Here is a 13460-nt window from a genome sequence, read left to right as displayed (position 1 = left end):
CATCGCCTTTTAGCTTATTCAGCCCAACTTCACATAATTATCAACACAACCTAGATAGAAAATTTTTCGCAGTAATTCGAGCCTACTCTGCTGTCAGAAAGATTACTTCCATACTGAACCTATTTCTTGAGAGCAAATTATTTTCTATCTCTAGACAGGTCGGTTTGGAAAGAAACGATTGCTAAATTGAACACATCAGGTTGAATCGAGTTTACTTTTATACAAACTTTTTGGAGATTTCAATGAATATTCTTGCTTGGGCAATCTTAGGATTATTAGCAGGCGCGATCGCAAAGGCAATCTACCCTGGATATCAGAGCGGTGGCATCTTAGGCACAATGCTACTTGGCGTAATTGGAGCTTTTGTAGGTGGGTCGCTCGTGACCTTCTTTGAAACAGGAACGCTGGCCCTGACAGCTTCGGCATTCAGTCTGACTGGTCTATTTGTGGCTGTACTTGGTGCAGTTGTAGCCCTATTCTTCTACTACTTACTGACGCGTCGGGCTGTTTAATTTTTACGCTACTGCAAACGTTTTCCCTACTTGAGACACTCTCTTAAGCCTCTGCAAAAGCAGAGGCTTTTTCTATGGTTTAAGCTTCTGCGATCAGCATAGCCTTCCTACATGGTCTTCTCAAAGGACAGGATAAACCTGATCCACGCCAGCGGAAGATTGATCTCATAACTCTGCTGGTGTGGATCAGATCTACTTAGAAATAAAATGTGCCCATACGTCACCGTCTCCCCCGCAAACTTGCTGACAGTAGCTATACGGATAAAGAACTTTTCGTCCTTCGGTATAGGTGTAGCCTGTCAGCGCATCTCCCCAGGGATCGTTCACAATGAAACCATCTGGGGTAAAGCCAACTACGGTAACAATGTGCCCCCCATGGGTAAACAACCCGCATAGAATAACAGGATTACCATTGATCAGTTCTTCTTTGATGTCTCGCCACGATCGCTTTGTGTCAAAACTCGCTTTGAAGCCATAGGCTTGAATTAAGCTAACAAGGGTATTGTGATTGGTTTGAGAGCCTTGCCCATCCTTGTTGAAGCACCACTGTAACAACTCGTCTTCTAGCTGTCCGTACTGCGATCGTATCCCGTAGTAATAAAGCACCATTGCGATCGACGTTACGTTACAGGTTGACCAGTAATAGCGCGGATTATCTCGCTGAGAGAAATAAGGAACATTCATCTCAACACTAGGCAAAATTGGATTAAATGGTTTCGTTCCCCGTTTCATCTGAGCAAAATCTGGGAAAACGTAGCCTGTATTTCCAAATCCTGGAATTTCTTCTGTGAGCGACACTTTGATATGTCCGCCCTGCACCATGTAGCTCGAAATTCCGTAGAACGTGTGTTTATTAAAATTAGTGCGCTCTTCGGGTTGCAGTTGCGACGAATCTACCGGACGCTTTTTAAGCATCGTATCGGTTACAGCCGTAACTGTCAGAGCACCAGAATCATACGGAACTTCTTTACCATTGCGCTTAATTTGAGCGTATTGCCAATAGACATATCCGCGATTTCCAAATCCTGGAATTGGCTCTGCCAAAGTCACCCGGAAGTGTCCGCCTGTGCAAGCGTATCCAATAATTTGGAGAGTTTGACCTTGCAGAACATCAGCTTTTTGGGAAGCCGCTAGCGTTGAAGAATCTGCCAGTTGCGCCTTAATCAGCGTTGTAGACGTGATTAGCAACTGAGCCGCCAAGGGAATATCAGGCACGTCATCAAGAGCGAAGCGAAGAATTTGCGTGCCTTTGCTGAGTTGAACGTGAGGCTCATAAAAGAAGCCAAAATTCCCGATCGCATCAACGTTTCGTCCGACTTCTAACTTCAAGTGCCCGTCAATCAGTCCGTAGCGATTGACAGGAAAGGTTTGTCCCGCTTTGACTAACACCTTTTGCTGGCTATTTAATTGCGACGAATCTGCTGGTGATGTTTTGAAGTAAGTGTCTTGCATCACTTTTAGCGTCAACGCTTGACCCACCGTGAGCGGATCGGTACTAACAGTGATGTAGAACACTTTGTTTTCGATCAGCTTCCCAACAGTGTCAAATCCTTTAAGACGAATCCAACGCGATCCGGCTTGAGAAAATCCTTTTGGCATCGAGATTTGCCAGGTTCCATTGCTAGTCGTGACCTGAAGCGGAAATTTATCTTCGGCTGCGATCGCAATCTTGGCAATCCGATTCGCATCATAGCTGCCCTTGAGATTGACAGGCTTATTCACCAACACTTCTCTCGGACCTGAGTAGGTCGGCGGCGTCGCAACGCCGATCGACGTAAGCGGGGTGTCAATTAGATCAGCGACAGCAGTAGTAGTCATGGTCGATATCCCTGAGATAAAAATGGTATGAGTGATGCTAAACAGGGAACTCAGTATTCTTAGAAAACAGGAGTTTCTTAGTTGAGAATGCCCAATCTTACGTCAGGAATTTGTGCTAAAAAAATGCCCCAACCTGGAAAGAGAATTGGGGCACCTAAAGTGAAATGGTTAAACTGAAATAATGGTACAGACTTGAACTCAAGAGCTACGCGCCGATTCCTGCCAAAATATCGGATGCATGAGTATCGGTTTTAATAGATTCGTAAACCTGAGCAATCTTACCGTCATCAATCACATAAGTGACCCGCTTTGCATAACCGCCACCATCGACATCATAGGCTTTGGTGATGGCACCGTCGGTATCGGCCAACAGAGGAAACGGCAAGTTGAACTTGTCTGTAAACTGTTGATGTGACGCTTCATCGTCCATGCTGACCCCAAGAACCGTAATCCCTTTACTTAAATATTGCTCGTAGTTATCGCGGAAACTACAGGCTTGTTTGGTGCATCCCGGTGTGTCATCTTTTGGGTAAAAATATAGGACGACCTTCTTACCGACATAGTTTGCAAGCTTGATGGTTGTACCCGTCGTGTCCTTCACTGTAAAGTCTGGGGCTGTATCGCCAACTGATAAAGGCATGATGAACGCTCCTTGACCTTCAAATTTCTTAATAATTGTAATACCTTAAGGGCTAGGGATAGTGCGTTGCGTTGATAAACCACATTTTTGAACAAACCGAATTTTTCTGGTAAGTCAACGCAAACAAGTTGCTGCCATTGTATTTTGAGAAAAAGATTGTCGAACTATCGATCCGCTATGAAAAAGCTCCTCACACCGTTTTATCGACGTTGGCTGCTGCCATTTGCTCTAATTCTAATGTCTTTCGTTTGGGTTGCTCCAGCGTGCGCAACTAGCTTATATGAAGTGCCTACGGCATCGGGTGATACTCACGTTGTTGATTTAGCCGACATCATCAGTCGCATCAACGAAGGAAAACTCAATACGACGCTTAGCGAGTTGGAGGAAAAAACTGGGCAAACCGTTCGCTACGTAACGATTCGACGCCTCGATTATGATGAGACGATTGACTCGTTTACCGAAAAGTTGTTCAAACAATGGTTCCCCACTGCCGAAGCGGCGGAAAATCAAACCTTGATCGTGATTGATAGCCTGACGAATAATTCTGCGATCGCAACAGGCGACAAGGTAAAAGAATTGATGCCCCATGCGATCGCGCAAAGCGTGTCCCAAGAAACGATTCAAGCGCCGTTGCGCCAAGGCAATCGCTACAACCAAGCCTTTTTGGATGCTAGCGATCGCTTGGTTGCTGTCCTTTCAGGCGCGCCTGATCCAGGCCCGCCAGAGGTGATTGACAACGTTCAAGTCGAAGGAACCTTTGCGACACCTGAAGAAACGAAACAGAGTAATGCAATTCCGTGGGTGATTGGCTTGCTGCTTGCCGCAACCGTGATTCCAATGGCAACGTATTACTGGTATGTTCGCTAACCCTTTTTCGCTAACACCCTAAAGTTCGCTAAAACTTTCAAGGGCGTAGCCATCATGCGCCCTTTAATCTTGAATATATTCCTCTCCGCTTAATAGCGCCTCTTCTGCCCGCACAAATTCTCGTCCCAAATAGGCAGCATGATCGAGACGGCTCACTAAACATGTTTTAGGTTTTTCAAAAATTTCGATGCATAGTTCTTTAGCCGTTCTGCCCTTAAACAACGTACTGGCTTGACGCTTTAAGCTGCCATTGCAAGGAAGCGGCTCTCCGGTCTCAGGATCGCAAGCAAGGCCTTTGTCGTTAATTGTATTGGTGTAGTGTTCTGCGTAGATGAAGCGGGCATCGCGATCGAGGCAAATAATAAAATATCCGCTCGGATCGAGTTCGATAAACCGTTGGGAAAGCTTGTCATCTAGCGCAGTTGGGTCAACAACAGACTGAGCCATAGTTCAAAGTTCTAACGTGGGTTTTGACTAACATTTTAAGAGAATTCGATCTGCTTTTCAGCGCTAAATCTGAAATTGAATTGCCTCTTGTTTGAACGGTAAATCTTGATTAATGGCGTCTATTTCCTGCTGTTCTAAATCGTTAATTTGCTCGATGTGGCTTCGCAAAATTTGGGACAGGCGACTGTTATAGAACCGATGCAGCGAATAGTTTGGCATTGCTGGAAATCCGCGCCGCTTTTTGTGGCGTCCGCCTGCTCCTGGATCAAAAAGTTGAATCCCGTTGTCGATTGCCCACTCAATCGGCGTGTAATAACAGGCATCGAAGTGTAAGTTATCCAGTTCTTGAGTGCAGCCCCAGTAGCGACCGTATAAGCGATCGTCCTTCCTTAAACAAAACGACATGCCAATTGGATGGCGATCATCCCCGTGAGCATAAGCCGCAAAAAAGACGACTCGATGACAGTAATTCGGGTAAAGCTGCTCAAAAAATCTCTTCGTCAAATACTTGCTTCCCCACCAGCCAAACTTGTCGCAGGTATCGGCGTAGAAGTTGTACATGGTAGGAAACAGCGACTTGGGAATCTGTTCACCTGTCAAAATCTTGAACTGGAGTCCAGCATTTGTCACCGCTTTTCGTTCACGCTTAATGTTGCGACGTTGATTTGAGTTAAATGCACCTAAATAATCATCAAACGTCTCATAGTTCTGATTAGACCAGACAAAACTATGGTGCAGCCAACTGCTAAACCCATGACGCTCCATCGTTTGCCGCCATGCTGGATCGACGTAGAGAAAATTACAGCCCGAAATCCGGTTTCGGGTGCAAAAATGCTCGATCGCGTCCACCATCAATTCAGTTAGTTCGTCCTCATCCTCGCCCGGCGCAATCAAAAATCGATAGCCCTCAGCTGGCGTAAATGGCGACATGCCAAGCAGCTTTGGATAGTATTCAATCCCTAAACGACTCGCTAGATCTGCCCACTGGTGATCAAAGACAAATTCTCCGTAGCTGTGCCCCTTGACGTAGAGCGGAGCGATCGCAATTAGATGATAGTCACGCCATATTGTCAGATGATTTGGCAACCAGCCTGATTTCGCCGTTGTACTGCCCGACGTTTCCATTGTATGGAGCCAATCCCACTCAAAAAAAGGCGTCTTTAAAGGGAGCGCGAGGGCATCCCAGGCTGCTTGAGGGATTTCAGAAATCTTGTTAATCCAGGCAACCGAATAGCGAGGCTTAAGCTGTTCCACCATACCTAGACATCAACACTTCATACAGCTTAATCTAAATTTCTCAGTGCTGTTGCGTCTACAGATACGGCTGACTAAGCGAATGTCTTAACTGAATCTCTTAAAGATTCTGAGGGAATGTTAGCCCTTACCGTTAATGGCGAGAGAATTTCTTATATGGTTAGAAGGAGTGTGACGGCTAAAGCTGAAGTTTCGAGTGAGTTGAGTCAGAGTTTCTATTGAAGCGATCAATACCCAATATCGATACGCAGTACGACGGTTCTCCAAATGATGCGGTAAGAGTGAGCTTTCTCGACAAACCGCAGTTTTATCTAATGTCTTAGCCTTACTGCTATCCTCGTGCTTGGCAGAACTAAAGTCTAAGAATCGTGAAGGCTAAAAGTTGTGACTAGATTGACTTGTTATTTTTGTTGTTCGCAATTGTCAACGCATATCCGTTACTCTAGAACCATTTAGAGGGCTGACTAGTGTGAAATAAGCTCCTGACGAAATAAAATCTGATGGCGAAGATTCACCCCTTATTCAGCCGCCTGCTTGTAGTCTGTATCTTGGTTCGCATCTACTGTTCCGTGGTTCCAAGCCTTGAGTGTTTTGAGTATTGAGTAGAGTGGTTATGACGAAGCCCCGTCAGTCCTCATTCCGTCGAGTTTTGCTGAGACGTTTGTTACTCCTCAGCATCCCGGTGTTGTTGACCGGAGAAGTTGTGGCATACAAAAAGGCGCGATCGGGATTTTTAGAAACCGCGCGACAGAATTTGACTGCGAGTGCGGTGCGAAAAGCCGATAGTTTACGGGGAACCATCAACGCCTTGCGATCGAATTTGGCCACTGCAACCGGATCGGCTGCTCTCCGGTCGGGGTCTCCATCCCAAGCTTACGAATTTCTAGACCAGTTTCAGCAAGCCTCACCCGTGGCATTGAGCTGCGTTCAGTTGACTGATTTACAGACTCAAAAAATCAAAGCGAGTACCTGCGGCAAAACTGCAATCATTCCCGTATCAGGCAGCGATTGGTCGTCGATAGGTGGACGAGAATTTGCTAAGCCAAACGCCGTGCGAATCTCTCTGGTTCGACCTCCAGAAACTCAAGCGCCTTTAAAAAACCAGCTTAATTTGGTTTTGAGTGCCCCTGTGCAGATCGGCTCCAATATCCGCTATGCCCTGAGTGCCAAGACGGCCCTCTATCCGCAGCCCGAACCCGAATCAAACAGCATTACTGGCTATACGGTGGTGATTGACCAGGACGGCGAAATCTTAGCGCATCCGATCGCAGAGCAGGTCGGGCGAAACGTCAACCAGGAAGCCGATGCAGATCGGTTGAAGAGCTTAGTCGAAAATGCGATCGCCGGAAAGCAAGATGCCCTCTCTCTCTTTGCATTTGAAGAACGAGGGGCTGAATGGCTCGCGGGCTACAGCGCTGTCCCCATTGCCATAAGTGCCACTGAAACCCGGAATTGGGCCGTCTTGGCAACTATCTCTATGGATACGGCGCTCTATAGCCTAGAAGAGATTAAGCAAGTCCTAATTATTCTGACTCTGGGATTGCTGACGGCAATTTTGCTCTCGACACTGTATCTTACGCGAGACCTAGCACGTCCAATCGAGCAGTTGAGCGATTATGCGATGCAAATTCGGCATCGGTATGCTGGCGATCGCGCCCCCAAAGACTTTAAAGTTCGAGAACTGAATCTCTTGGCAGAAGCTCTCGACAACATGGTTGAGCGGCTGGAGGATCGCGCTAAAGAACTCGAAGCGGCTTGGCAAGAGGCGCAGGAAGCCAATCAGATGAAGAGCGAGTTTTTAGCCACCACATCTCATGAATTGCGGACGCCGCTCAACGCGATTATTGGCTGCGTTCGCTTGGTCAGAGACGGGTGCTGCGACGATCGCAACGAAGAATTGGAGTTTCTTCAGCAAGCGGACGATGCCGCCCTCCACTTGCTCAAAATCATCAATGATTTATTAGATATTGCTAAAGTCGAAGCCGGAAAAGTAGAACTGAATCTACAATCGGTTTCGATTCAAGACCTCTGCCATCAATGTCTGAAAATGGTTCAGCCAGGCGCAGAGATGAAGCGTTTGAAGTTGACGCTCAACCTTGATGACCAGATTGAGCGTGTCTTGATGGATGAGCGGCGAGTGCGGCAAATGGTGATCAATTTGCTCTCTAACGCCGTGAAATTTACCCCTGAAGGGGGCCAAGTCAAACTCGGCGCGTGGTTGGGCTATGGACGCCAGCTACAACTCGATCCGCGCCCCGATCGCAGCCCCATCAATCCTGAGACGCCCTACCTGTGTCTAGAAATCTCAGATTCAGGCATCGGTATTCCTGAAGAGCGGTGGCATCTGCTGTTTCGTCCCTTCCAGCAGATCGATTCTTCCCTGACTCGCAAGCACGAAGGAACCGGACTCGGGCTTGCCCTCACAAAGCGATTGGCAGAGCTACACGGAGGAACCTTGTCCTTCAATTCTTTCCCCAATAATGGCAGCATCTTTCGGATTTGGTTGCCCTTAATTGAGCTAAGCAAGCCGGACTTACCCGCGATCGAGGAGGCTCACTCTGAGGTGAAACATCCGGTCAGTGTACCGAATAGCTGAAAGGCAACGCAATTTAGAGCTTGGCTAAGCCCATCACTCGTCCTCCCTGCTGCATCGACTCAGATAGGGCAACCAGGATTTGCACGAGTTCCGCCCCTAGCCAACCGGGAGAGATATCAGACGGTTGATTGCGATGCACGCAGGCTAGAAAATGCTCACAAACCTGATTTAGAGGCTCTCCAGAAGACAGTTTGATGGCTTCTTGGCGTTGATTAACGGGACTAAACCGATTTCCTTGACGCTCAAACTGTCCCCACTGAATCATCAACGGTTCTGCTGCTAGTTCATCAAAAATTAGGCTTCCCTGCTCACCAACCAAGCACATCCGGCGCTGCTTATCTGAATTAAGCCAACTGAGATGAAGCGTTGCCTGAAATCCACTCGGGTAAATTAACGTCGCCCAAACTGTATCAGCAAGACCATTAGGAAACAAATGAGATGATTTACATGGCAGCGCGTTAGGCTGGAGCCAAACCTGACCTCTTGCCTGCACTTCACAAGGCGTTTGGGCTAACCAATAATTTAAAATTGCAATATCATGAATCGCTAAATCCCAAAGCGCATCAACATCTTGACGAACCGGACTGAGATGAGTTCGAGCAGCATAGGCATAGCGCAAGTCTCCTAACGACTTGACTAACATCCTCCCCTGTAAAACAGCGGGGTGAAATAGGTAAGTATGATCCACGACAAGTTGACGGTGCTGCTCAGCCGCGAGACGGCAAAGTTGAACCGATTCTGCGGTGCTTAAGGTAAGCGGTTTCTCTGCTAGAACGTGCAGTCCTTGCTTAAGGGCGGCTGTAATCAAAGCATAGTGGGTTTCGGCAGGCGTGGCGATCGCGACTGCTTCTAGGCCGCTTAACTCTAGAGCATCCTGCCATTGCGTGGTGACAAACACTCGGTCGTCAAGCTCGAACCGTTGGACTGCGATCGCAAGCTGCTCAGCCCAGGGATCAACAACCGCCACAACCTCTGCCTCTGCATGTTCCAAAAAATTCCGCAGCAGATGAGTGCCCCATCGCCCAACTCCGAAAACCGCGATTCTAGTAGGCTTCTTCATCGAGCTTCCCTTGTTACTCTACAACTGACCACTCAGCGCTAAAAATGCAACTTGTGCGGCGGCTTGTTCGGCAGCTTTGCGCGACCGCCCACTGCCCTGACCCATAGACCGCCCCCCAACCAGCACTTCCGACACGAAGCGGTGGGGATCATTGTGAGTGTGCCCAGTTTCGATGGTGCGATACTCAGGCAATATTTTTTGGTGAGCTTGTGTCCAGTTTTGTAAAGCAGCTTTGTAATTTTGCCGAGCGGGGTCTGCTAAAATCTCTTTCGCTAACCGCTTAAAGTGTTCATCCAGCCACGAGCGGATCAGCGATAAATTGTGAGTGCTGAGATAAAGTGCGGCTAACACGGCTTCCAACGAATCCGCTAAGCGTGATTCTCGCCCTGCTTGGTCGAACTTAGCGCTTGATGCGACCAGAAGATATCGATCAAAGCCATACTGGTCTGCAATTTGAGAGAGAATATAATCGCTCACTAGCACCGATCTCAACGCTGTAAATTCTCCTACCTTTAGCTCAGGATAAACTTCTAGCAAAAACTCTGCGGCGGCAAGCTTAACAACCGCATCGCCGACAAACTCCAACTGTTCATAGTTTTTGTCGGCTGAGAAGGTCGCATGAGTCAGCGACAAATCTAACAAGTCCCATCTGAGCGACGAATGTTGAGATAAGCCTAGTCTCTGCACTAGCGCCTCAAGTTCCTGCTGACGACGAGGATATGCAAGGGTCATGGGATCGTTCAGATCAGATTAGGGGAGGACTCTTCTCATCCTAAAGGGATTCTACTGCGTATAGTCTAGTGCCTGACCTAACGATTCAGTTGACCTAACGATTCACCACAATTGATTCACTACAACTAAGGACAACTAGGCAGACCGAAGTACGGCGTAAGTTTGCTCAATTTCGCTGACCGTTGCTGTAGTAAGGAGCGGAACAGAAGTGACTTCCCGCTGCCCAGTTTCCAGAGAAATGGTCGTTACTTTGAGTTGATCTGAACAGGATAGGTAGACTGCGGCATCGAAGCGGTTTGTGCGCCAGTGCTGCGATCGCACTGTTTCAATAGTTCCTGGAAAGACACCTGCTAATAATGCCAAGACTTCACCTGGCAGACTCACGACAACCTGCCGCCCAAAAAATTCTTCAAAGCCCGCTAGAAGCTTCTCGGCTCTGATTGTAGGCTCCGGATTTTCTACAATTCTTTGCAACCAGCGTCCCCACTGAATGCGCCGGCCATAGGCTCTGCGGCGATCTTCTACCGTAAACATCGGAGCTAGGGTTGGTGACCCGATCGCAATGACAGCCCGATAAGCAGGCTCAACCAAGCAGTTAATAGCGGCTCCAGGACCTGCAAATTCAGCATGGTAATCTTTGCAGAGAATGAGTCCGCTCTTTTTTTGCTCACTGATCGCTAATAGCGGACCAGTTGGCGAAGGAACCTCTAGATATTTTGAACTATCAAGCACGGGAAGTTGGCTGTTCACAGACCTATCCTACACTGCTGTAGGAACACAAGTTGTTTCGGAGCAGTCGCCTCAACCGGAGTCGGTTTAAGAACCATTAATTCAAGAATTTAAGATTAATGGAACGCTTGGGGCGCTTTGTTTGAACCTTTCTTTTGTGAACCTTTATAGTAATTCAGGTTGAAAATATCACTTTCGTTCATGAAGAGGACTTTGCCGAATCTATATATTGCGGGGTTCAGTTTAAAGAATGTTGACAAACCGATTTGCTAGCGTGAGTTTCTTAATCATTGAGTGAAGGGGGTGGAGAAGAGGGGGACATAAGCCGGGTTCTGTTCTCTTGAGAGCAATGCTCCTAGAGGGCGATTATCTATCTGGGACACCTGTTACCAAATGCCTCAAGCGGCTCTTTGCTGGATATTTCACCAGCAACGCGGGACAGGAAAAAGACCAACCGTTGCCCCATCTGCCTTGCATCCAACCGGGGTTTACCGAGCCAGTACCTCTCGATACTGCTGGTGCGCTCTTACCGCACCTTTGCACCCTTACCGATAGAGAAGGATGAAATAGGAAAACCTTTTCCTTCCTTTCTATTGGCGGTATGTTTCTGTGGCACTTTCCTCACGATCGCTCGCACTGGACGTTATCCAGCAAGTTCGGTCTTTCGGAAGCCCGGACTTTCCTCAAGCAAGTGGCTTGCTCGCAATCACCTCGCTCCCTCTTCTCCATAGCTCAGTGTAGTCGGAGTCAGCAAAGATTTAGAGATGTTGATTAGAACGGTTTTCGTTTGGGATTCCAGGGAAGTCCCGCCGTCCAATCGAGTTTAATCATCGTGAGTTTGCAGACGATGCGGGCGCGATCGCCCGTCGGAGCGGTGTTTGCTCCTACTACTCGGAGGGCAAGATGTAATTCAAATTCCAGTTTAATTTGACTTGCCATGAAGTCGCGATAGCGCTTTCGTTTGGCTTCACTCGATTTTTTAGGGTCGGGTTTGCTAAGGTCAATGACTGTCTTCGCGACTTCTAGAAATCCACTTTCGCCCTTACGCGCTAGTTGGTCTTCGCCAGAGATGAGTTCTTGCAACGTTTGCTTCGGAGCAATGATGCTGAAGACTTGATTTTGAAATGCATCTAACGTGCCGCCGGGTGAAAAGCGAGCAACGCGACGCGATCGGCCGTCTAAATCTGTAAGGACGCAGTGATCCCAATCAACATAAATTAGATAGTTCTCTGACTTATTCTGAATTCGGATGGCGAGTTGCTTTAGTTTGTCAAACTCGTAGCGATTGTCAAACCTGAAGTTAACGCCAACGATGTCCTTTAAATGATGGGCTTCAAGGTATCGGTTTAGGTCGTCTTGTTCGAGGCGAATAGTGAATTCATCGTTAAATGAGTTAACGATCTGATAAAGCACATAGCTAACGCACAAGAAGTAAACGGTTAACAGTACAAAATCAAGTTCAGTCATCCTAGACCTTGTGCAAGCGGAGAAACAGCAGAATCTCTAGTCCTTATACCATGCTTGCTTTGTTCTGTAATTTCTAAGTCTTGTAATTTCTAAGTCCTATGATTTTTAAGGTGGATTGAATGCAGGGTAAACGCATCAAAACTTTGGTTGAGAATGTGCATCAGACTGAGGAACATTGGCACTGAGAATCTGCAGCATAAATTGGTCGTCGAGCCCTGCTCGATAGCGTTTCATCGCCAAACTGCCTTTTGATGGCTCCTGGCGCAAGAGGTTGAGTGCCAATCGGCGCAGCAAGCTCATGTTACGGGGAGCATGGTCTTTGCGAATGCGGGAAGCATCTTCCTTGAATACCACGTCTAGGCACCAATGCAGTTGATTTTCAATTGCCCAATGGGCGCGAATATAGCGAGCAAAGGTTTGGGCATCCGTGTTGAGCGAACTGAGGAAGTAGCGGGTCTCGGTGGTGTCCTTATTCCACAAGCGCCGATAAGCATGCACTACGACCAAACTTTGCAAGCCAGGCCAGTGCTCCAACTGATCTGCGGAAAACACTTGCGTTGCCGGAATCTGCCAGATTGTCCTCGATTCAATGCGATGATGTCCCGCCTCAGTTTCCTGATGCTGAGTGTGTTCTATGTCCTCCCCCTGAAGCGCTTGAGCGTCTTTGAACCCAATTTGTGCCTGCTCTAACAAGGTTGGATGATTGCCTTTGAGCGCTAGAATATAATCCGCTTGCTGCTGCGTAATCTGCTCAGCAATTGCGCTTTGAGTGCCCATCGCATCAATGCTGACGATGCAACCCGTCAGAGCTAACTGTTCAAGCAACACAGGAATCGCCGTAATTTCGTTGGACTTCGAGGCCACATTGCACTGTCCCATCACGACTCGATGCTCACTTGCCCAGGCACTCACCAGTTGCAGCGCTTTGATACCCCCTTCCCGGTCGTAGGAACCTTTCACGGTTTTGCCATCAATCGCAATCAGTTCTGCCTCTAGTGTGGATACCAAAGCTCTGACCCAGTGCTGGAAACTTGCCTCGAAGGTTTCAGGGTCGAGTCGGGCAAAGACACGGGCGAAGGTATCGTGCGAAGGAATGCCGTGGGGTAAGGCAAGGAAGGATTCGAGCCAACTGCGTTTGGCGTTGCCGTAGGTCTCGATTGCCACCCAACTATCTGCTCCAGACAGCACTGCAAACAAAGCGATGGCGATAATATCGAGCAGTTGGTGAGCACGAGTGCGCTCCACGCGTGGGTCGCGTATCTGTCCGAAGTACTGCTCCAGGCACGATTGCAGCGTTTCTCGATTGACAATAGGAGGCATGGGCAAGCGGAGGAAAAC

General features: G+C 48.0%; 12 protein-coding genes and 1 other RNA gene. 3 read left to right on the top strand and 10 right to left on the bottom strand.

Features of this window, described 5'->3' with window-relative positions; translation table 11 throughout:
- Window positions 1-242 precede the first annotated feature (242 nt).
- Entirely contained in the window at window positions 243-512 is a 270-nt protein-coding gene (locus tag AC5JLB_RS16980) for a GlsB/YeaQ/YmgE family stress response membrane protein (protein WP_495875008.1), read from the top strand.
- Window positions 513-704: 192 nt separating this feature from the next.
- On the opposite strand, the gene AC5JLB_RS16975 is transcribed toward AC5JLB_RS16980, so the two are convergent.
- Window positions 705-2330, bottom strand: a complete 1626-nt coding sequence (locus tag AC5JLB_RS16975; RefSeq protein ID WP_495875007.1) for a C39 family peptidase — start codon at window positions 2328-2330, stop codon at window positions 705-707.
- 205 nt (window positions 2331-2535) lie between these two features.
- The gene (locus AC5JLB_RS16970; protein ID WP_495875006.1) at window positions 2536-2970 is read right to left on the bottom strand and encodes a peroxiredoxin; all 435 of its coding nucleotides are present in this window, start codon (window positions 2968-2970) and stop codon (window positions 2536-2538) included.
- A gap of 177 nt (window positions 2971-3147) precedes the next feature.
- On the opposite strand from AC5JLB_RS16970, the gene psb32 reads away from it, so the two are divergent.
- Window positions 3148-3837, top strand: coding sequence for a photosystem II repair protein Psb32 (gene psb32 / locus AC5JLB_RS16965; RefSeq protein WP_495875005.1), 690 nt, complete (start codon window positions 3148-3150; stop codon window positions 3835-3837).
- A gap of 63 nt (window positions 3838-3900) precedes the next feature.
- Here psb32 and AC5JLB_RS16960 read toward each other — a convergent pair whose 3' ends face one another.
- Together AC5JLB_RS16960 and AC5JLB_RS16955 are read right to left on the bottom strand one after the other, a co-directional pair.
- Entirely contained in the window at window positions 3901-4284 is a 384-nt protein-coding gene (locus AC5JLB_RS16960; protein WP_495875004.1) for a DUF4346 domain-containing protein, read from the bottom strand.
- 63 nt (window positions 4285-4347) lie between these two features.
- A complete protein-coding gene (locus tag AC5JLB_RS16955; RefSeq protein ID WP_495875003.1) occupies window positions 4348-5541 on the bottom strand; it encodes a GNAT family N-acetyltransferase in 1194 nt (397 codons plus the stop codon).
- Between the two features lie 610 nt (window positions 5542-6151).
- Between AC5JLB_RS16955 and AC5JLB_RS16950 the strand changes: the two genes are divergently transcribed.
- Window positions 6152-8134 carry an ATP-binding protein gene (locus tag AC5JLB_RS16950; RefSeq protein ID WP_495875002.1) on the top strand — a complete coding sequence of 661 codons (1983 nt, stop codon included), beginning with the start codon at window positions 6152-6154 and terminating at the stop codon, window positions 8132-8134.
- Window positions 8135-8147: 13 nt separating this feature from the next.
- On the opposite strand, the gene AC5JLB_RS16945 is transcribed toward AC5JLB_RS16950, so the two are convergent.
- From AC5JLB_RS16945 to AC5JLB_RS16920, 6 genes are all read right to left on the bottom strand, one after another.
- Entirely contained in the window at window positions 8148-9194 is a 1047-nt protein-coding gene (locus tag AC5JLB_RS16945; RefSeq protein ID WP_495875001.1) for a Gfo/Idh/MocA family protein, read from the bottom strand.
- 18 nt (window positions 9195-9212) lie between these two features.
- Window positions 9213-9926 (bottom strand): ribonuclease III, encoded by a 714-nt coding sequence (gene rnc, locus AC5JLB_RS16940; RefSeq protein WP_495875000.1) that lies wholly within the window; start codon window positions 9924-9926, stop codon window positions 9213-9215.
- Between the two features lie 135 nt (window positions 9927-10061).
- Window positions 10062-10676: a hypothetical protein gene (locus AC5JLB_RS16935; RefSeq protein ID WP_495874999.1), complete on the bottom strand. Its 615-nt coding sequence runs from the start codon at window positions 10674-10676 to the stop codon at window positions 10062-10064.
- Window positions 10677-10961: 285 nt separating this feature from the next.
- Window positions 10962-11377, bottom strand: an RNA gene (gene rnpB, locus AC5JLB_RS16930) — RNase P RNA component class A.
- A gap of 49 nt (window positions 11378-11426) precedes the next feature.
- A complete protein-coding gene (locus AC5JLB_RS16925; RefSeq protein WP_495874998.1) occupies window positions 11427-12122 on the bottom strand; it encodes a hypothetical protein in 696 nt (231 codons plus the stop codon).
- Window positions 12123-12257: 135 nt separating this feature from the next.
- The gene (locus AC5JLB_RS16920) at window positions 12258-13442 is read right to left on the bottom strand and encodes an ISAs1 family transposase (RefSeq protein WP_495874997.1); all 1185 of its coding nucleotides are present in this window, start codon (window positions 13440-13442) and stop codon (window positions 12258-12260) included.
- Window positions 13443-13460: the final 18 nt, after the last annotated feature.

This window comes from Myxacorys chilensis, from assembly GCF_059505265.1.
The sequence above is the reverse complement of the archived record's forward strand: the minus strand, read 5'-3'. Positions and strand labels throughout refer to the sequence as shown.